This window comes from Streptomyces sp. YJ-C3 (assembly GCF_053891275.1).
The window spans coordinates 3,467,878-3,486,125 of the sequence record NZ_CM132685.1 but is presented as its reverse complement, the minus strand read 5'-3'; the positions used below and the strand labels follow the sequence as shown (position 1 = coordinate 3,486,125).

Sequence of the window (18,248 nt, the reverse complement as noted above, 5' to 3'; positions counted from 1 at the left end):
GTCAGTCGGCTCCGGTCCGCGTGGCGGTGATCAGGACCGCGGTGTACGGCATGGTGAACGTGCCGCCGAGGGCGTCGAGAGCCGCGCCGGTCCGGGCGATGAGCTCCTCGGTCTGCCGTGGGGTGTGCCGGCCGGTCTCGCCGGTGGTGCGCAGCATCTCCAGCCACGCGTCGCGGGTGTAGGCACGCTCCCACTCGAAACGCTGGTCATCCGGCTCCTCGAAGTCGCCCGTGACGCGCAGGCTCTCGGCCGTCCTGGCGAAAACGGTCCCGTACGCGTCGAGGGCGGGCCGCGTCCAGGGGTCGCGGGGCGCGTCGGGCAGGGCCCGGCGGTACGCCGCGCCGAGCGCCTCCGCGATCTCGGGCGTGGGCCGGAAGACGTTCCAGAAGAGCGCGAGGCGGCCGCCGGGGCGCAGCACCCGGGCCGCCTTGGCGGGACCCGCGACGGGGTCGATCCAGTGCCAGGTCTGTGCGGCGACGACCGCGTCGAAGGTGCGCCCGGCGGCGTCCCAGGTCTCGAACGGGGCCACGTCCACGCTCAGTCCGCGGTCGCGGGCGAAGGCGGCCATGCGCGCGTCGGTGTCGACACCGAGGACCGTGCAGCCGGCCGCCTGGAACTGGCGGGCGGCGATGCCGGTGCCGGTGCCCACGTCGAGGAGGTCGGGGCCCGGGGCGCCGCCGACGACGTGCTCGATCAGGGCGTCGGGATAGCGCGGGCGGATCCGGTCGTAGCGCTCGGGGTCCGCGCCGAAGGACTCGGCCATGTCACGCGCCCGGTGCGGCGCCTCGGACGGCTCGGGGGCGGGGACGGAACGGTGAGTGGGCATGCGCCCACTCTAATGGGCACCTGCCCACTCATCTACGGTTGCACCACTCCCCCACGACCTCGAGGAGCGACGCAGGTGCCCACCGGTGTGGCCATTCACGATGTGCGCGCCCAGCTGTTCGACGCCGCGGAGCGTGTACTCCTGCGGGACGGCGCGAGCGCGCTGACCAGCCGGGCTGTCACCGTCGAGGCGGGGTGCGCCAAGGGCGTGCTGCACCGGCACTTCGCCGATTTCGACGCCTTCCTGGCGGAACTCGTCCTGGACCGCGTCGCCCGGACCGACGCCCGGGCCCGCGCTCTGCGGGCGTCCGCCGGCACCGGCACCGTCGTCGATCACCTCACCGCGGCCCTCGCCGACCTGTTCGGCCCGGTCGCCGTGGCGATGGTGGGTCTCATCACGTTCAGGGACGGGCTGCGCGCCCGGCTGCGCGCCGCCGGGCAGCGCGGCGTGCCCGTGCTCACCCAGGCCACGGCCATGATCGTCGAATACCTCGGCGCGGAGCGGGAGTCGGGCCGGATCGCGACCGACGCCGATGTCGACACCCTGGCCCTCACCCTCATCGGCACGGGGCATCTGCTCTTCGCGGGCCGGGACGACGGCCCGCCGGAGCCGGAGGCGGTCCGCAAGGTCGTCGTGTCGGTCGTGGCCGGGGCACTCACCTCGGCGGACTCCGGCTGAGGCCCGTCCGGCCGAGCGCGCCTGGGCACATCCGATCGACCGGACAACCGTTTGAGGGGGAGGGTCCGGCCGGCCGTCACCGCTGAGCGGGCCGGGCCGTTGGGGTCCGTGGATGCGCCCCGGCCGACCGACTGCGCGTGCGCGTCCCGGCGGTGGCCACGGCACTGTGCGGGTGTGTTCCCCGTGGCCGCCGCCTTCACGGGGAGGCGATGAACACGGCGGCGGGCCCGCCCCGGTGACCGGAACGGGCCCGCGCGCCCCACGGATCGAGGGGACTCAGCCGCGTGCGGGCTCCAGTTCGCGGTCGTCCTCGACGGGCCGGGGACCGGACAGGCTCTGCTGCAGCTTCTCGCCCTCGACGTCGACGTTCGGCAGCGCCTTGTCGAGCCAACGGGGCAGCCACCAGGCCGACTTGCCGAGCAGCGCCATGACCGCGGGCACGATCGCCATCCGGACCACGAACGCGTCGAAGAGGACGGCGATCGCCAGGCCGAAGCCCATCATCTTGATCATGCTGTTGTTCTCCATGATGAAGCCGGAGAAAACACTGATCATGATGATCGCGGCGGCGCCGACGACCCGGCCGCCGTGCCGGAAGCCGGTCACGATGGCCTCCCCGGGCCGCGCCCCGTGGACGTAGGCCTCGCGCATCCGCGTCACGAGGAACACCTCGTAGTCCATGGCGAGACCGAAGACCACACCGATCATGAAGATCGGCATCATCGACATGATCGGGCCGGGCTGTTCGACCCCGAAGACGTCCGCGAGCCAGCCCCACTGGAAGACGGCGACCACGGCGCCGAGCGCCGCTGCCACCGAGAGCAGGAAGCCGAGCGCGGCCTTGAGCGGGACGAGGACCGAGCGGAAGACCAGCATCAGCAGGAGGAAGGCGAGACCGACCACCAGGAGCAGGTACGGGACGAGCGCGTCGTCGAGGGTCTGCGAGAAGTCGATCGTCATGGCCGTCGCGCCGGTGACCAGGATCTCCGCGTCGTTGTCCGCCGCCCAGGACGTGGCGTCCGAGCGGATCTCCTTGACCAGTTCCTCGGTCTTGTGGTCGCTCGGTCCCGTCTTCGGGACGACCGTGATGATGGCGGTGTCGCCGGCCGGGTTGACCTGGGCGGGGGTGACCGCCACGACGCCGTCGACCTTGGCGAGGTCGGCGCCGACCTGCTTCGCGGTGCCGGCCGCGCCCTTGCCGTCGACGGTCACCATCAGCGTGCCGTTGAAGCCCGCGCCGAAGGACTCGGACAGCATGTCGTACGCCTTGCGCTGGGTGCTGTCCGGCGCCGACGAACCGTCGTCGGGCAGGCCCAGTTCGAGGCTGGTGGCCGGGACGGCGATCGCACCGAGGCCGAGGACACCGACGAGCAGGACGCCGAGCGGGCGGCGCAGCACGAAGCGGGCCCAGCGGGTGCCGAGGTTGGGCTTGCCGGAGCCGGCGATCGGGCCCGCCTGCTTGCGGTCCTTGCGGCGCAGCACCTTCTTGCCCGCGAAGCCGAGCAGCGCCGGGATCATGGTGAGCGCGATGAGGACGGCGATGGCGACGGTCGCCGCGGCGGCCAGGCCCATCTTGGTGAGCATCGGGATGTTGACGACCGCGAGGCCGCTGAGGGCGACGACGACGGTCAGGCCCGCGAAGACGACCGCGGATCCGGCGGTGCCGACCGCGCGTCCGGCGGCCTCCTCGCCCTCGCGGCCCTCGGCCAGCTCGGCTCGGTAGCGGGAGACGATGAACAGCGCGTAGTCGATACCGACGGCGAGGCCGATCATCGAGGCGAGCGTGGACGTGGTGCCGGACAGGTTCAGGACACTGCCGAGCGCGGCGATGCCGGAGACGCCGATGCCGACGCCGATGATCGCGGTCAGCAGCGGCATGCCCGCGGCGACCATCGAACCGAAGGTGAGGATCAGGACGACCGCGGAGATGGCGATGCCGATCAGCTCGGCGCTGCCGCCCATCTCCTGGTCGGCCTCGACCGCGTCGCCGCCCGCCTCGACGGTGAAGCCGTCGGCACGCGCGTCGTCGATGGACTTGGTCAGTGCCTCGTGCGCCTTGTCGGTCAGCTCGGTGCCGGCGACCTTGTACGTGACGGAGGCGTAGGCGGTGGAGCCGTCCTTGCTGACGGCGTTCGCCTTGTACGGGTCGGCGACCGAAGCGACCTGCGGCCCCTCGCCGAGCTGCGTCACCAGCTTCCGCACGTCGGCCTTGGCCGCGGGGTCGGTCAGCTTCTCGCCCTCGGGGGCGCGGACGACGACGCGGGCGGTCGCACCCTCGGAGTTGGCCGCCGGGAACTTCTGGTCGAGGAGGTCGAAGGCCTTCTGGGACTCGGTGCCCGGCATGGAGAACGAGTCGGCGGGCGGGGCCGGCGCGGCCGACGACGCGAAGCCGATCCCGCCGAGCAGCAGCACCCACAACAGGGCCACATAGCGGCGGCGCCTGAAGGACAGCCGCCCGAGTTTGTAGAGGAACGTAGCCACGGCGAAAGGGGCTCCCGTCGGGATCGTGGGCAGGTGCGACCGCCCGACGGTGCGTCGTCGCACGTCAGAGGGTCGGCAGGATCGTTCCTCTATCGTCACTGCCCGCGCGGGCCCGCAGGTCAGCCTCTGAGCCGGACTCCGGACCCGCGTCCGCGGTAGGCGCGGGCGGCCCGTGTCATACCCGGGGAGGAGCCGTGTGCGATACGTGTAGGCCCCCGGGAGCAGTCGCCGGTGCGGCCACGGGTCCAGGACACCGGGTGGGGCGCGTGGACGACGAATAGGTATGTTGACATACCTATCTCGTCATAGCTATCTTGATCGTCATGTCCTCCTCCCGTGCCGCCCGCAAGGACGTCGAGCGCGTCGCATCCGCGCTCGCGGCGTCCCTGCCGACGCTGCACCGGACCCTGGACCGCCGGATCCTGACGGACTTCCCGCACGACCGGCTGCCCGAGGCGCAGATCGCCCTGCTCCGTCTGGTGGCGGACCGGGACGGCATCACGGTGCGCGAGGCGGCGCACGAGCTGCTGATGCAGCCGAACAATGTGAGCGCCCTCGTCTCGCACCTCACCCGCTCCGGCCTCCTCGACCGGCGCTGCGATCCCGCGGACCGGCGCGTGGCTCATCTGCACACCACCGCGGTGGCCCGTGAGCGCATCGCCGAGGCCGAGGGGATCGCCCGGCGTCATCTCGCCGAGGCACTGCGGCATCTGACGGGCGGTGAGCTGGACGCGCTCGGCTCCGCCCTGGGCGCGCTCAACGCGCTGGACTCCCTGCTGCGGCCGACCGCGGGCTGACACCCCGCCGGTCCGCCGCGCCCACGCCCTGCCCCCGCCCGCCGGGAGCAGGGCTTCTCCGTGCCCGCCCGGGCACGTTCCCCTGTCGTACGAGACAAGACAAGGCAGTCGTATGCCCTCCTCCTCTGTTGCCCCCTCCCCTGCCCGGGTGCCGGCCCCGCCGGGCGCGGCGCCCGCGGGGCGACGCGCCAACCCCTGGCTGACGCTGATCGCCGTCGCCTTCGGCCTGTTCATGGTCGGGCTCGACGGGTCCGTCGTGTCGCTCGCGAATCCGGAGATCGGCCGCTCCCTCGACGCCTCCACCGCGGATCTGCAGTGGGTGACGAACTCCTATCTGCTCGCGCTCGCCGCCGCACTGATCCTCGGCGGCAAGCTCGGCGACCGGTTCGGGCGGCGGACCTTCTACCTGATCGGCGTCGCCGGATTCACGCTGGCCTCGGTGGCCATCGGGCTGGCCGGTTCCGTCGAGCTCGTCATCGCGTTCCGCGCCGCGCAGGGCTTCTTCGGCGCCCTGCTGATGCCGAACACGCTCGGGCTGCTGCGCGCGGTGTTCCCGCCGCGGAAGTTCGGCATGGCCGTCGGCATCTGGGCCATGGTGTCCTCGGTGTCGACCGCGCTCGGGCCCATCGTGGGCGGCCTGCTCGTCGAGCACGTCAGCTGGGAGTCCGTCTTCTACCTCAACGCGCCGGTCGGCGTCCTCGCCCTGATCGTCAGCGTTCTCGTCCTGCCGCAGAGCAGGAACACCGCGGCGGCCGGCCAGAAGTTCGACGTCCCGGGTGTCGTGCTGCTCGCGCTCGGGATGCTGGTCGTGGTGTTCGGCGTGGTCAAGGGCGAGACGTGGGGCTGGAGTTCGGCCGGCACCCTCGGCGCGATCGCCGCGGGCGTGGTGATGCTCGTCCTGTTCGGCGTGTACGAGTCGCGCGTCGCGCACCCGCTGCTGCCGATGCGGCTGTTCCGCAGCCCGGCGCTGACCGTCGGCACCGTGGTCACCGCGCTGAACTTCTTCGTGCTGCTCGGCGGGATCTTCTTCGTGATGCTGTACCTGCAGAACGTGCGCGGGTTCTCGCCCGTCGAGGCCGGTGTCCGCACGCTGCCGCTGAGCCTCGCGTCCGTCGTCGCGTCGCCGCTGGGGGCGGCGCTCACCGACCGGTTCGGGCCGCGTCTGACGATGCCGCTGGGCATGGTGCTGCAGGGCGCCGCATCGTTCCTGATGCTCGGCTGGGGCGCGGACTCCGGATACGCGGCGATGTGGCCGCCGTTCATCCTGCTCGGTCTGGGCGTCGGCATGGTGATGTCCGCGTCGTCCGCCGCGATCGTGGGCAGCGCGCCGGTCGAGGACGGCGGAGTGGCCGGCGGGCTGCAGGCCACCGCGCTGCAGGTGGGCGGCGCGCTCGGCACGTCCGTGCTGATGTCGCTGATCAGCGGCCGGGTCGGCGCGACGCTGGGCGCCGAGCTCCGGTCGGCCGGTGTTGCGGAGCGGGCCGCCGACGGTCTCGCCGAGGCGAAGGACGCCGTGGCCATGGGCGCGGCCCCGGTCTCCGACGCGATGCCCGCGCAGCTGCGGGCGGCGGTCACCGACGGCAGCCACGCGGCCTTCATGAACGGGGTGCACACCGCTGTCCTCGTGACCGGTGTGCTGTGCGCCCTCGGCGCGGTCGTCTCGGCCACGGTGCTGCGGGGGCGGGGCGCCCGGCACTGAGCGGACGAGCCGGGCGCCTGCCCTTACTGCGCGCAGGCGCCCGGCCCTCGACGCCCTCGGGTCCGCGGACGCGCTCAAGTGGCCGCAGAGGCGCGGACGTTCGGCTCAGTGCACGGCCGGCACCGGCTGGTCCGTGCTCCGCTGCGCGGCCTGCTGCCCCTTCCGCAGGGACGCGATCCCGATGAAGACCATCGAGAAGACGCCGGTGAGGGCGAAGGCCGTGAAGCCCCGGTCGCCGTTGCCGGAGGCGAGCAGCTGACCGCCGAGCCAGGGGCCGAAGACGGCGCCGAAGCGGCCCATGCCGGAGGTCCAGCCGACCGCGGTGGCCCGGCTCTCGGGGGCGGAGCGGATCGAGACCGTCGCGTAGATCATGGTCTGGGCGCTGTTCAGGAAGACACCCGCGAGGAAGACCATCACGAAGGTGAGCGCGAGTGCCATGTGGATGCTCAGCAGGTAGACGCTGATCGCCGTGCACAGGAACCAGATCGCGGAGATGCGCGGGGCGCCGAAGCGGTCGGCGGCGCGGCCCGCGACCAGCATGCCGACGATGCCGCCGAGGTTGAAGACGACCACGAACTGCAGCGAGGAGCCGAGGTCGTAGCCCTCCGCGCGCATCAGGGTGGGCAGCCAGGTCGCGACACCGTAGACGAGGAGCAGGCCGCCGAAGGAGGCCAGCCAGTACAGCAGGGTCTGGACCCACTGGTTCGCGCGGAACAGGTCGACGAGCGCGTCCCAGCGGCCCGCTCCGTCCGGTCGCCGCGTCTTCACCGCGGGCAGTTCCACGTCGTACGCGGCGGACAGCCGCTGCGCCTCGTCGGTGCGGCCCTTGGCGACGAGGAAGCTGAGGGACTCCGGCAGCACCTTGGCCATCACCGGCACGAACAGCAGCGGGACGACGCAGAACCAGAACGCGGCCCGCCAGCCGAGCGGTTCGACGACCCAGGTGGCCACGTACGCGGAGAGGATGCCGCCCGCGTGGTGCGCGGTCATCAGGCCGCCGACGATCAGCGCGCCGCGGCCGCGGGGGGCGTAGTCGGAGACCATCGTGATCGCGGTGGGCAGCAGGCCGCCGAGGCCGATGCCGGCGAGGGTGCGGCCGAGGCCGAACGTGGTGACGTTCGGGGCGATCGCGCACAGGCCCGAGGCCAGCGAGAAGAGGGTGACGCAGCCGACCATCATCTTCTTGCGGCCGATGCGGTCGGAGACGGTGCCCGCGGTGAGGGCGCCTATCAGCATGCCGAAGGTGGCGTAGCTGCCGAGGTCGCCGGCCTGGTCCGGGTCGAGGCCGAGCGCCTTCGTGTCGAGCATGTGCGGCAGCACGGAGCCGTAGATGAACATGTCGAGGCCGTCGAAGAGGACGGCGAGCCAGCACAGGGCGAAGACCAGCTTGGCCATTCTGGCGCCGCGGCGCGCGGTCGGCGGGGTCACAGAGGAGGACATCGTTGTTTCCTCTCGTCCGGGAGGAGGGTCCCTGGAGCGGTGGGATGGGGACGGCCGTGCGGCGGCCGGAGCGGGGGGGTGTGAGCGGCACGTTAAGAAGTCCCGACCCCGTCGTCAACACTTTTGTTGACAATCTAAGAAACAATTCGGCCCCGGGGTGGGTGGCGGTCCCCGGGGCCGGTGGCTCGCTCAGGCCTCTGCGGGCGGCGTCGCGACGGGAGGTGTGCCGTGGGTGTGGAACGACCGGATCGTCTTCAGGCCCCAGGCCTGGCCCTTCGCGCGCTCCGCCTCGGTCCAGGTGACGAGCGGCCAGTCGGGGGCGAGGACGAGGCGGGTGAGGGGGTTGCAGAGCTCGATGCGGTTGCCGCCGGGTTCGTAGACGTAGAGGAAGAACGTCTGCTGGATGGCGTGCTTGTGCGGTCCCGTCTCGATGAAGACTCCGGTGTCGATGGCGAGGTCGGCGGCGCGCAGGATGTCCTCGCGGGTGTCGGTCGCGAAGGCGATGTGGTGCAGCCGGCCCTCGCTGCCGGTCCAGTCCTCGGTGTAGACGACGTCGTACGACTTGTCCGTGAAGGTCAGCCAGCGGGCGGCGACCCGGCCGGTGTCGAGCCGGATCTGCTCGGTCGGCCGGGCGCCCAGCACGTTCTGCTGGAACTCGGCGTTGGCCAGGACGTCGGCGGCGAGGAAGTTGATGTGGTCCAGGCGGCGGACGCCGACGCCCCGGTCGGGCTTGGCCTGCGGCTGGTTCTTGAGGGCTGGCTTGAGCGCGTCGGGGGCCTGGTAGTGCTCGCTCTCCCAGTAGAGGGCGTGTTCGTGGCCGTCCGGGTCGGTGGTGACATAGAGCTTGCCGAGGCCGGGCTCGTCCTCGGCCCAGTGGCCGCTGCCGCCTGCTTCCTCGACCGCCTTCACACGGCGCTGGAGCGCCTCCTCGCTGGAGGTGCGCAGGGCGAGCCGGCCGAGGCCGGGCTGCTCGCGCGCGGTGAGGACGAGGCTGTGGTGCTCGTAGTCGTCGAAGGTCCGCAAGTAGACGGTGTCGCCGTCGCGGCCGTTGACGGTGAGACCGAGGAAGTCGGTGAAGAAGGCGACGCTGGCGTCCAGGTCCGGGGTGAACAGCTGGGCGTGGCCGACGTGGGCGATGTCGCCGAGGGGCGGAGTCATCCTTGACCTCCTGAGGATCGTGCGGGCAGAGGAGTCGCGGCGGGCCGGGGGAAGACGGTGCCGTCGAAGATCTTGCGGGCGGTGCGGACCACGGCGGTGCGGCGGGCGCGGGGCAGGCCGTCCGGGCCGGTGGTGAGGCTGCTGTCGATGTCGGTGAATCCGGTGGGGTGCTCGATGCGCAGCCGGTCACCGTCGGCGGGCGGCGCCGCGAGGCCGGCCCCCACGCTGCCTTCGATCCGCAGCCCCGCGGCCACGCTCGCGGCGCCCAGGACCCCGATCGAGGTGTGGCAGCGTACGGGGATGAAGGTGCGGGTGGTGACCGCGCCGCCGTGGCGCGGCGGGGCGAGGAGTGTCAGCTTGGGGACGGTGGCCGCCGAGACGTCGCCGAGCCCCATCAACTCCCCCGCTGCCAGCCTGATGTCACGCAGGCGGAGCGCCAACTCCTCGTTCGCCTCCAGATCCGCCGGGTCCTCGTCACCGGTGACCTTCAGGGACTCTGCGGGGACGAGGACCGTCGGCATCCCGTTGTCGACGCAGGTCACCTCGGTCCCGGAGACGGTGTCGCGGACGTGCCTGGTGGGCAGCAACGGGCCGTTTCCGGGCGGGAATTCGACGACGACCGCCGCGGCGGTGCCGGGTACGCCGGAGATCTCCGCGTCACCCGAGTACGCGACGCGGCCGCCCGGGGTCGGGAAGGTCGCCGTGGCGAGGTCCCCGGTGTTGACCATGCGGATGCGGACGGCGGTCTCGTCCCGTCCGGGCGGGACCAGACCGCGCTCGACCGCGAACGGGCCGACTCCGGCCAGGAGGTTGCCGCAGTTCTGACGGTCCGCCACCTCCGCTGTTTCGACGCCTACTTGGAGGAAGAGGTAGTCGACGTCGGCCTCGGGGTCGCCGGAGGGCGAGACGACCGCGACCTTGCTCGTCAGGGGGTGCGCCCCGCCGAGCCCGTCGATCTGGCGCGGGTCGGGGCTTCCCATGATCCGCAGGAGCAGGTCGTCGCGGGCCGCCGGTTCGGCGGGCAGGTCCTCGGCCAGGAAGTACGCGCCCTTGGAGGTGCCGCCGCGCATCAGCAGGCAGCGCACCCCCGCGGGCCCGGTCACGCCCCGGCTCCGGTGTGCTGCTCGTACGTCCGGTACTCGACCCCGAGGTCCTCCAGCGTCGTGCGCAACCCGTAGCGGTCCAGGCCGAGTTGACCCTCCAGGAAGGCGGCGCGGGTGGCGGCCTCCTTGTCCTCGCGGGCCCGGGACTTCTCGGCGGCCTGCGCGGCGCGCTCGCGGGGCACGACCACGACGCCGTCGTCGTCGGCGACGATCACGTCACCGGGGCGGATCACCTGGCCCCCGATCACGACGGGGACGTTGACGCTGCCGCCCGTCGCCTTCACCGTGCCCTGCGCGGACACGGCGGCCGACCAGGCGGAGAAGCCCATGGCGCGCAGCTCCGCGGTGTCGCGGATACCGGCGTTCGTGACGATGCCGCGCACTCCGCGCCGCTGGAGGGCGGTGGCGAACAGTTCGCCGAACATGCCGTCCGTGGACGGGGAGGTGGTGGTGACGACGAGGATGTCGCCCTCGCCGCACTGCTCGACGGCCGCGTGGATCATGAGGTTGTCGCCGGGCCAGGACAGGACGGTGACCGCGGTGCCGGCGACGCGCGTGTCCTGCTGGTTGGGGCGCAGACGGTGGCCGAGCAGTCCGGTGCGGCCCATCGCCTCGTGCACGGTGGCGACGCCGAATCCGGCGAGCGCCTCGACCTCCTCCGGGCCGGCCTTCGGCGGGTTCGTGACGATGACGCCGGGCATCAGGCGAGCTCCTTCGCGATCTGCGGGTAGGGGCGCATGTAGGCCTCGGCCATGGTCCTGTGCGCCAGGCCCAGGTTCGGGCCCGCGTTCCGCTTGAGCTGCACGCCGCGGCGCACGGCGAGGTCGGTGTAGTACTCCCACAGGTGCTGCTGGGCGCCGAGGCACTCCATGGCCTTGCGCTTGGTGTCCCAGACCTCGGTGATGTCGAGCAGGACCTCGGGCCTGAAGCCGCTCATCTCGGGCTGGTGCGGCTCGAAGCAGAAGACGGGCGGGGCCCCGATGATCTCGCCGTCGCCGGGGTAGCCGATGGCCTGCGCGAGGACGCGGGCCTCCAGGGCCATGCGGTGGGCGGCCGGGTGGTCGCCGTTGTACGGGTCCTCGGCGGGATGCGTGAGGACGACGTCGGGCTGGGTCTCGCGGTAGACGGAGACGAGCCGGTCGGTCAGCTCGGCGGTGGCCACGAGCGGGTAGTCGCCGGCGTCGAAGAAGCGGACCTCGGCGCCGAGTTCGGCGGCGGCGCGCTCGGCCTCGTCACGGCGTATCGCCTTGATCTCGTCGAGCCCCCGGCCCTCGCGCCAGGCCTTCGCGGACTCGCCGCGCTCGCCGAACGTGAGGCACGCGAGGGTGACCTTCTCGCCCCGGGCCGCGGCCAGGGCGATGGCGCCACCGGCCCGCCACACGAAGTCCCCTGCGTGGGCGGTGATCACCAGTGTCGATCGGGGCGGGGCGGCGGGCGCGTTGCCGTTGGTCATGCTGCATCTCCTTGCTGACAGGTGTGCGCCCGCCCGGGGCGGCGTCAGCCGGCGCGCAAGGCGTCGATCACGCTGCGGAGGTGGGCGCGGACGGCCGTCTCGGCCGCCTGTGGATCCCTGGCCCGGATCGCCTCGATCACGGCCAGGTGCTCGCTCAGGGACTGCTGCGGACGGCCCGGGCGCAGCGCCAACTGGAAGCGGTGACGCACCAGTTGGGCGTTGAGCCGCTCCAGGAGCCCGACGGCCGTGTGCTGGCCGGAGATGTCCCGGATGCGGGCGTGCAGGTCATGGTTGAGCTCGGAGTAGGAGATCGGATCGCCGTCGGCGACCGCCTTGGACATGGCCTTGCCCAGGTCGGTCAGCTCGTCGAGCTGGGCGTCGGTGGCGTCCTTCGCCGCCTTGGCCGCGCACAGCCCTTCGAGCACCATCCGGCACTCCGTGATCTCCACGGCCTCCTCGACCGTGACCACGCGCACTCGTGACCCGCGATTGCGGATCCGCTCGACCAGCCCCTCGGCGGCGAGGTCGAGCAGCGCCGCCCTGATGCTCGCGCGGGTGACGTCGTACTGCTCGGCGAGTTCGTTCTCCACCAGCCGCTGGGCCGGTGCCATCTCGCCGCGCAGAATCGCCTGCCGCAACCGCTCCAGCGCGTACTGCTTGGCCTGCTCTCCGGAGCCTGGACGGGCTTCCTTCGGCATCTGCCCTCCCTGAGTGAGTGCCTGTCGACGCTAAATCTAGGCCAACAAGATTGTCAACGATTTTGTTTGCGTTTTCCGTGTCGCCGCGATCGCTCCTCGCCCCCGAGTTCACCCGCCGTACGCGCCCGGGCCATCCCCGCCTCCCCTCCCCCTCACGCCAAGATCACAGGATGAGTTCGCCATGTCCCCGACATGAAGGAGCCCTTCCGTGGTCACCCTCCGGACGCCCCTGGCCGTCCTCGCCACGGCCGTCGCCGCGCTCGCCGTGACAGTCACGGCGCCGGTCCGCGCCGCCGCCCCGCCGCCCGCCGTGACACCGCGCGCCGAGACGGCCGCCCTGCACGACGACGAGGCGGGCGGGAACGCCGACGCCGACGACCCGGCGATCTGGCGCGACGCCGCCGACCCGGACCGCAGCCTCGTCATCGCCACCGCCAAACAGGGCGGCCTGCGCGTGTACGACCTGGACGCGCGCGAGGTGCAGTCGGTACCGGCGCCCGCCGCGCCGGGCCCGGACCACGCGCCGGGCCGGTTCAACAATGTCGACCTGGTGCACAGCGCGCGCCTGTCCGACCTCGCGGTCACCACGGACCGCGGCAGCGACCGGCTCCGCGTCTACCGCATCGACCGCGACCGCCCCGGCGGACCCCTCACGGACGTCACCGACCCGGACGCTCCCGCGGTCTTCTCCGGATCCCAGGAGGAGATCGACGAACAGCGCACCGCGTACGGCCTGGCGACCTGGACCGACCGGTCGACGGGCCGCTCCTACGCCCTCGTCAGCCGCCGGGAGCGCACCCGGCTCGCCCTCCTGGAGCTGACCGGCCACCGGGACGGCACCGTCGGCTACCGCACGGTCCGCACCCTCGACCTGCCCGCCGCCTTCCGCCTGCCGGACGGCAGGACGTGGTCACCGTGCGCCGAGCCCGGTGAACTCCCGCAGGTCGAGGGGATGGTGGTGGACCCGGCGAACGGCACGCTGTACGCGGGCCAGGAGGATGTCGGGATCTGGCGGCTGCGCGCCGATCTCACGGGCACGCCGAAGCTGGTCGACAAGGTGCGCGCGTACGGGGTGCCCGGCACCTACGACGAGGCGACCGAGGAGTGCGTCGCGGGCGCCGACCCCGGCTTCGGCGGCAGCCACCTCACCGCGGACGTCGAGGGCCTGACCCTGGTCGCGCGGAAGGACGGCGAGGGTCTGTTGCTCGCGTCCAGCCAGGGCGACGACACCTTCGCGGCGTACGACCGCGAGGTGTCCGACGGCAACGAGTACGAGGGCGGCTTCCGGGTCGTCCCGGCCTCCGCGGCGCTCGACGGTTCCGAGGAGTGCGACGGCGCGGCCGCGCTGAACGCCCCGCTGGGCCGCCGCTACCCGCACGGCCTCCTGGTCGTGCAGGACGGGCACGACGCGCCCGGCGACCCCGAACGCCCCTCCACCGACTTCAAGTTCGTGGACCTGGCCGAGGTCACCGCCGCGGTGGACGACTGACCGGACCGGCGGGCGGCTCGCCCCACGGCGCCTCCAGCGCGGACCGCAGCGCGGCCACCGCCTCCGCGCCGATGCGGTCGGCGAGCCGCCGCTCCAGTCCGTCGACGGCGCGGCGCGCCCGCTCGTGGGCGCGCCGCCCGTCGGCCGTACGGACGATCAGCCGCTGCCGGGCCGACGAGGGGTCCGGCACCTGTTCCAGGAGCCCGGCGGCGACCAGGGTGTGCACGGACTGGTGCACGGTCTGCCGGGTCACACCCGTGCGCCGGGCGAGCTCCGCCACGGTGGTGCCGTCCTCGTCGAGCGCGGCGAACAGCTGTATCTGCGGCGGCGTCACCGCCGCCACCCCGTCGGCGGCCAGCGCGGCGAGCAGCCCTTCCTCGAACCAGCGCCGGGCCTCGCCCAGGAGCTGCGGCAGATCACGTCGGGTCCCGGTCATCGCATCCTCGCGCTCACGCACGGCCCGGGTCCGGGCCCTTGCCCGCCGGCCGCGTCACATGTCAGGGTACCTGACATAAACCGTCAGGCGGCCTGACACAGTGAGGGTGAGCAGTCATGACCATCGAGTACGCGACGCGCTACCGGAGCGCCTCCCGCATCCCGCCCGCGCCCGGAAAGCCGTACGTCATCGAGAAGGGCGAGGGCGACCGGGCCCACCTGTTCGGGGACCTGATCACGGTCTACGCGGGCGGCGAGCAGACCGAGAACACCTTCAACTTCTTCACCTGCGAGGGCCCCAAGGGCGACATCATCCCGGCGCATCTGCACGCCGACACCTACGAGGTCTTCTACGTGACGCACGGCGCGGTCCGTCTGTTCGTCGAGGACACCGAGGGCGAGCAGACCGAACGCCTGCTCACGCCCGGGGACTTCGGCTTCGTCCCGAAGAACTGCCCGCACGCCTACCGCATGGAGCGCCACCACACCCAGATCGTCGGTGTCGCGGCCGGCCCCGGCGGCACCTTCGAGCGGTTCTTCGAGACGCTGGGCACCCCGGCCGAGGAACACGGCCTGCCGCGCACGCCGTTCGTGCCCGAGCCGCAGAAGTTCGCCACCGTGCCCCAGAAGTACGATGTCCAGTTCCTGCCCGACCAGCACTGGAGGACCTCATGACGCCGGCCGAGCTGCTGGGACTGATCGCCGCCCCGCACCCGGACGCCGCGCCCCTGCCCCCGGCCGCCGGGCGCGCGGGCGGGATCCGCGTGCTGCGGGGCGTTCCCTACGGGCTCGTGGACGGCGGCCGGCCGCTGGAGCTGGACCTGTGGCTGCCCGGCCCCGAAGCCGCATCGCCCGTTCCTGTGGTGCTGTTCGCCCACGGCGGGGCCTGGCGGCGCGGACGCCGCGACGACATGGGTGCGCGCACCCGGCCCTGGGAGCCCGGCCCGTTCGAGCGGATCGCGGCGGCGGGGCTCGCCGTCGCCTGCGTCGACTACCGGCTCAGTGGGGAGGCGAACTTCCCGGCGCCGCTGGAGGATCTGCGCACCGCGCTGCGATGGCTCGGGATCCGCGCGGACGAGCTCGGTGTCGATCCGCGGCGCACCGTGGTGTGGGGCGAGTCCGCGGGCGGCCATCTGGCTTCGCTCCTGGCCCTGACCCACACCGATCCGCCGCTCGCGGGCGCGGTCGTCTGGTACGGGCCCGCGGACCTGACGACCGCGCGGCCACCGTTCGACCCCGCCGCTCCGGCCACCATGGAGGCCCTGCTGCTCGGAGCGGCGCCGGCGGCCGTCCCCGAACTGGCCGTCGCCGCCAGCCCGGTGCGGCAGGCGCACGCGGACGCGCCGCCCTTCCTCGTCCTGCACGGTGAGGACGACGTGATGGTTCCGGTGTCGCACGGTCAGGATCTGGCGGCGGCACTGCGGGCGGCGGGAGCGCCGGTCGAACTGCGGACGGTGCCCGGGGCGAATCACGGCTGGACCGGCCTGGACGAGGACGGGGTGGAGCAGATCTTCACGACCTCCCTGGAGTTCGCCCTCAAGGTCGGCTGACCTCTTTGCCGGGCGCGAAAGTGCTGGCAGATTGGGGTGCGCCGGTCCGTTTCCCGGATCCGGCGTCAACTTCAGGACTTCGATGACGAGGTGTGCGATGAGCCCGCAGTTCGGCGACTACCAGTACGAGATCTACCTCGACGGACTGCGCGGTGTCGTGCCCTCCCTCCCGATGGAGTTCGGCGCCCTGGAGGAGCGGGCGCGGGCCGCACTGTCGCCGTCCGTGTGGTCGTACGTGGCGGGCGGCGCGGGCGACGAGCACACCCAGCGGGCGAATGTGCGGGCGTTCGAGCGGTACGGGCTCGTGCCGCGCATGATGGTCGGCGCGGCCCAGCGGGACCTGTCCGTCGACCTGTTCGGACTGCGGCTGCCCTCGCCGCTGTTCATGGCGCCGGTCGGCGTGATCGGGCTGTGCGCGCAGGACGGGCACGGGGATCTGGCGACGGCCCGGGCGGCGGCGCGGACGGGTGTGCCGATGGTGGCCTCGACCCTGTCGGTGGACCCGATGGAGGACGTGGCCGCGGAGTTCGGCGACACCCCGGGCTTCTTCCAGCTGTACACGCCGACCGACCGGGCGCTCGCCGAGAGCCTCGTCAAGCGGGCCGAGGCCGCGGGGTACAAGGGCATCGTCGTCACCCTCGACACCTGGGTGACCGGCTGGCGCCCGCGCGACCTGTCGACCTCGAACTTCCCGCAGCTGCGCGGTCATTGCCTGGCCAACTACACCTCGGACCCGCGCTTCAAGGAGCTGACGCCGTCCGACGACCCGCAGGCCGTCGTCGGGTCCTGGGTCGGCCTCTTCGGCAACCCGCTCACCTGGGACGACCTGCCGTGGCTGCGGTCGCTCACCGATCTGCCGCTGATCCTCAAGGGCATCTGCCACCCGGAGGACGTGCGCCGGGCGCGCGACGGCGGCGTCGACGGCATCTACTGCTCCAACCACGGCGGCCGACAGGCCAACGGCGGTCTGCCCGCGCTCGACGCGCTGCCCGGCGTCGTCGAGGCCGCGGACGGCCTGCCGGTCCTCTTCGACTCCGGGATCCGCTCGGGCGCCGACATCGTCAAGGCACTGGCCCTGGGCGCGACGGCGGTCGGTGTCGGACGCCCGTACGCCTACGGACTCGCGGCCGGCGGCGAGGACGGCCTGGTCCACGTCCTGCGCACGCTGCTCGCCGAGGCCGATCTGATCATGGCGGTGGACGGCTATCCGACGCTCGCGGACCTGACGCCGCAGACGCTCGCCGTCGTGCGGGGGTCCTGAGCCGGCGACGGAGTGGACCAGCTCCACGCTGCCCTGATCGTCACCAGCCGGGATAGCGGTGCCACCAGTACGGGTCCCACCCCTGGATGTACTCGCTGCCGCTGGGTGAGTCGTCGAATTCGAGGACCAGGTCGCGGGCCAAGGTGTCCAGGACCCAGGCCAGTTCGTGGCGGCCGGCCAGGTCGACCGGGAGCGCCTCGGCTCCGTGGACGGCGCCGAGGAGCGCGCCGGTGACGCAGGCGACCGAGTCACCGTCCGGGGCGCCCGCCGCGAACTCCAGCGCGGTCCGGAAGGCGGCGGGCTCGGGGAACGCGGCCGCTGTGTAGAGGCCGCCGAGCAGGGCCGAGGGGGCGGTGGCGTCCGGTGCGAGCCGTGCGAGACGTCCCGCGTCCACCGGCTCGTCGACCGCTTGCCGGAACGCTGCGGTCAGTCGGCGGTGCTCCTCGCCGGTGAGGGGCTCTCCTACGGACGGCAGCGCGGTGACGCCTGCATGCAGCGCCTCCCGGACGGACGCTCCGGTCCGGGAGGACGCACCGCTCTCAGCGGCGGGATGGCTCAGACAGTGGTGTGCCAGCACGGTCGCGTGAACGGTGGCGGCCTGTGCGGCCGAATCGCCGTGGGTGAGCGCGGCCAGCGCGCCGGCCCGGGAGATTCCTCCGGGGCCGGCGGCCGCGGCGGGGAGGCTGCGGGTCAGCGCGTGGCAGCCCCGGCTCGCGGTGGCCATCCTGTCCTGGCCCTCCTCGATCCGCGACAGGGCCGTCACCGTCGCCGGTGCGCTGCCGCGCCGCTCGGCCAGTACGGGCACGCCCGCGAGCCAGCCGTCCGGCCACGTCGTGGTGCCTGACGCGTTCCAGCGGCGCCGCATCTTCTCCGGCTCAATGCCCTGCAGGTGGGCCCACCGGCAGTAGGCGTGCAGGATCACGCCCGGCGGATAGCAGATCCCCTTGTGGTTTCCGCGTACTTGGGCGCGGATGACGCCCTCGGCGGTGAAGCAGGCCAGCTGTGTGCTGACGCCGGCTCGTAGCGTTCCCGCGGCCGGCAACGTGCCCCGGGCGCCTCCCACCGTGTCCCCCAGAGCCAGGCCGAGCATCATTCCCCGTACGCGGGACTGCCGGGCGAAGAGACGCCTCTGGTGCTCTTTCTCATGGGACAAGGTGGTGCGCCTCTCTGTGGTGTACGG

Annotated in this window: 17 protein-coding genes; 7 read left to right on the top strand and 10 right to left on the bottom strand. The window is 72.7% G+C overall.

Going from position 1 to position 18,248, the window contains the following annotated elements:
• Window position 1: 1 nt before the first annotated feature.
• Entirely contained in the window at window positions 2-826 is an 825-nt protein-coding gene (locus ACVHNB_RS15230; RefSeq protein WP_456228334.1) for a class I SAM-dependent methyltransferase, read from the bottom strand.
• 75 nt (window positions 827-901) lie between these two features.
• On the opposite strand from ACVHNB_RS15230, the gene ACVHNB_RS15225 reads away from it, so the two are divergent.
• Window positions 902-1,504 (top strand): TetR/AcrR family transcriptional regulator, encoded by a 603-nt coding sequence (locus ACVHNB_RS15225; RefSeq protein WP_428950631.1) that lies wholly within the window; start codon window positions 902-904, stop codon window positions 1,502-1,504.
• Between the two features lie 276 nt (window positions 1,505-1,780).
• Here the strand turns inward: ACVHNB_RS15225 and ACVHNB_RS15220 are convergent, their stop codons facing one another.
• Window positions 1,781-3,985 (bottom strand): MMPL family transporter, encoded by a 2,205-nt coding sequence (locus ACVHNB_RS15220; RefSeq protein WP_456228333.1) that lies wholly within the window; start codon window positions 3,983-3,985, stop codon window positions 1,781-1,783.
• Window positions 3,986-4,308: 323 nt separating this feature from the next.
• Between ACVHNB_RS15220 and ACVHNB_RS15215 the strand changes: the two genes are divergently transcribed.
• Window positions 4,309-4,782, top strand: coding sequence for a MarR family winged helix-turn-helix transcriptional regulator (locus ACVHNB_RS15215; protein WP_428950633.1), 474 nt, complete (start codon window positions 4,309-4,311; stop codon window positions 4,780-4,782).
• A 112-nt stretch (window positions 4,783-4,894) separates the two neighbouring features.
• On the top strand, window positions 4,895-6,481 hold the full coding sequence (locus tag ACVHNB_RS15210; RefSeq protein WP_456228332.1) for a DHA2 family efflux MFS transporter permease subunit: 1,587 nt from the start codon (window positions 4,895-4,897) through the stop codon (window positions 6,479-6,481).
• Between the two features lie 105 nt (window positions 6,482-6,586).
• Here the strand turns inward: ACVHNB_RS15210 and ACVHNB_RS15205 are convergent, their stop codons facing one another.
• The 6 genes from ACVHNB_RS15205 to ACVHNB_RS15180 all read right to left on the bottom strand — a co-directional run bounded on the left by ACVHNB_RS15205 (window position 6,587) and on the right by ACVHNB_RS15180 (window position 12,333).
• Window positions 6,587-7,921 carry an MFS transporter gene (locus ACVHNB_RS15205; RefSeq protein ID WP_428950635.1) on the bottom strand — a complete coding sequence of 445 codons (1,335 nt, stop codon included), beginning with the start codon at window positions 7,919-7,921 and terminating at the stop codon, window positions 6,587-6,589.
• A 189-nt stretch (window positions 7,922-8,110) separates the two neighbouring features.
• A complete protein-coding gene (locus tag ACVHNB_RS15200; RefSeq protein ID WP_428950636.1) occupies window positions 8,111-9,079 on the bottom strand; it encodes a VOC family protein in 969 nt (322 codons plus the stop codon).
• Window positions 9,076-10,182 (bottom strand): 4-oxalomesaconate tautomerase, encoded by a 1,107-nt coding sequence (locus tag ACVHNB_RS15195; RefSeq protein ID WP_456228331.1) that lies wholly within the window; start codon window positions 10,180-10,182, stop codon window positions 9,076-9,078. Before ACVHNB_RS15195 ends, ACVHNB_RS15200 begins: the two co-directional genes overlap by 4 nt.
• On the bottom strand, window positions 10,179-10,883 hold the full coding sequence (locus ACVHNB_RS15190) for a 4-carboxy-4-hydroxy-2-oxoadipate aldolase/oxaloacetate decarboxylase (protein WP_456228330.1): 705 nt from the start codon (window positions 10,881-10,883) through the stop codon (window positions 10,179-10,181). The genes ACVHNB_RS15195 and ACVHNB_RS15190 overlap by 4 nt, the downstream gene beginning before the upstream one ends.
• A complete protein-coding gene (locus ACVHNB_RS15185; RefSeq protein WP_428950639.1) occupies window positions 10,883-11,635 on the bottom strand; it encodes a PIG-L deacetylase family protein in 753 nt (250 codons plus the stop codon). Before ACVHNB_RS15185 ends, ACVHNB_RS15190 begins: the two co-directional genes overlap by 1 nt.
• Window positions 11,636-11,679: 44 nt before the next feature.
• Window positions 11,680-12,333, bottom strand: a complete 654-nt coding sequence (locus ACVHNB_RS15180) for a GntR family transcriptional regulator (RefSeq protein ID WP_428950640.1) — start codon at window positions 12,331-12,333, stop codon at window positions 11,680-11,682.
• A gap of 208 nt (window positions 12,334-12,541) precedes the next feature.
• Between ACVHNB_RS15180 and ACVHNB_RS15175 the strand changes: the two genes are divergently transcribed.
• Window positions 12,542-13,822: a phytase gene (locus ACVHNB_RS15175; RefSeq protein WP_456228329.1), complete on the top strand. Its 1,281-nt coding sequence runs from the start codon at window positions 12,542-12,544 to the stop codon at window positions 13,820-13,822.
• Here the strand turns inward: ACVHNB_RS15175 and ACVHNB_RS15170 are convergent.
• Entirely contained in the window at window positions 13,800-14,258 is a 459-nt protein-coding gene (locus ACVHNB_RS15170) for a MarR family winged helix-turn-helix transcriptional regulator (RefSeq protein WP_456228328.1), read from the bottom strand. The genes ACVHNB_RS15175 and ACVHNB_RS15170 overlap by 23 nt on opposite strands.
• 116 nt (window positions 14,259-14,374) lie before the next feature.
• Between ACVHNB_RS15170 and ACVHNB_RS15165 the strand changes: the two genes are divergently transcribed.
• The 3 genes from ACVHNB_RS15165 to ACVHNB_RS15155 all read left to right on the top strand — a co-directional run bounded on the left by ACVHNB_RS15165 (window position 14,375) and on the right by ACVHNB_RS15155 (window position 17,068).
• Window positions 14,375-14,932 (top strand): quercetin 2,3-dioxygenase, encoded by a 558-nt coding sequence (locus ACVHNB_RS15165; RefSeq protein ID WP_456228327.1) that lies wholly within the window; start codon window positions 14,375-14,377, stop codon window positions 14,930-14,932.
• Entirely contained in the window at window positions 14,929-15,807 is an 879-nt protein-coding gene (locus tag ACVHNB_RS15160; protein WP_456228326.1) for an alpha/beta hydrolase fold domain-containing protein, read from the top strand. Before ACVHNB_RS15165 ends, ACVHNB_RS15160 begins: the two co-directional genes overlap by 4 nt.
• A gap of 97 nt (window positions 15,808-15,904) precedes the next feature.
• Window positions 15,905-17,068: an alpha-hydroxy-acid oxidizing protein gene (locus ACVHNB_RS15155; protein ID WP_456228325.1), complete on the top strand. Its 1,164-nt coding sequence runs from the start codon at window positions 15,905-15,907 to the stop codon at window positions 17,066-17,068.
• 40 nt (window positions 17,069-17,108) lie between these two features.
• Here the strand turns inward: ACVHNB_RS15155 and ACVHNB_RS15150 are convergent, their stop codons facing one another.
• The gene (locus ACVHNB_RS15150; RefSeq protein ID WP_456228324.1) at window positions 17,109-18,221 is read right to left on the bottom strand and encodes an ADP-ribosylglycohydrolase family protein; all 1,113 of its coding nucleotides are present in this window, start codon (window positions 18,219-18,221) and stop codon (window positions 17,109-17,111) included.
• Between the last annotated feature and the right edge of the window lie 27 nt (window positions 18,222-18,248).

Excerpts from the sequence above, each read along its gene's own strand:
- ACVHNB_RS15155 (WP_456228325.1), top strand. The coding sequence starts at position 15,905 with ATGAGCCCGCAGTTCGGCGACTACCAGTACGAGATCTACCTCGACGGA.
- ACVHNB_RS15215 (WP_428950633.1), top strand. The coding sequence starts at position 4,309 with ATGTCCTCCTCCCGTGCCGCCCGCAAGGACGTCGAGCGCGTCGCATCC.
- ACVHNB_RS15185 (WP_428950639.1), bottom strand. The coding sequence starts at position 11,635 with ATGACCAACGGCAACGCGCCCGCCGCCCCGCCCCGATCGACACTGGTG.
- ACVHNB_RS15170 (WP_456228328.1), bottom strand. The coding sequence starts at position 14,258 with ATGACCGGGACCCGACGTGATCTGCCGCAGCTCCTGGGCGAGGCCCGG.
- ACVHNB_RS15205 (WP_428950635.1), bottom strand. The coding sequence starts at position 7,921 with ATGTCCTCCTCTGTGACCCCGCCGACCGCGCGCCGCGGCGCCAGAATG.
- ACVHNB_RS15190 (WP_456228330.1), bottom strand. The coding sequence starts at position 10,883 with ATGCCCGGCGTCATCGTCACGAACCCGCCGAAGGCCGGCCCGGAGGAG.
- ACVHNB_RS15230 (WP_456228334.1), bottom strand. The coding sequence starts at position 826 with ATGCCCACTCACCGTTCCGTCCCCGCCCCCGAGCCGTCCGAGGCGCCG.
- ACVHNB_RS15165 (WP_456228327.1), top strand. The coding sequence starts at position 14,375 with ATGACCATCGAGTACGCGACGCGCTACCGGAGCGCCTCCCGCATCCCG.
- ACVHNB_RS15200 (WP_428950636.1), bottom strand. The coding sequence starts at position 9,079 with ATGACTCCGCCCCTCGGCGACATCGCCCACGTCGGCCACGCCCAGCTG.
- ACVHNB_RS15180 (WP_428950640.1), bottom strand. The coding sequence starts at position 12,333 with ATGCCGAAGGAAGCCCGTCCAGGCTCCGGAGAGCAGGCCAAGCAGTAC.
- ACVHNB_RS15210 (WP_456228332.1), top strand. The coding sequence starts at position 4,895 with ATGCCCTCCTCCTCTGTTGCCCCCTCCCCTGCCCGGGTGCCGGCCCCG.
- ACVHNB_RS15160 (WP_456228326.1), top strand. The coding sequence starts at position 14,929 with ATGACGCCGGCCGAGCTGCTGGGACTGATCGCCGCCCCGCACCCGGAC.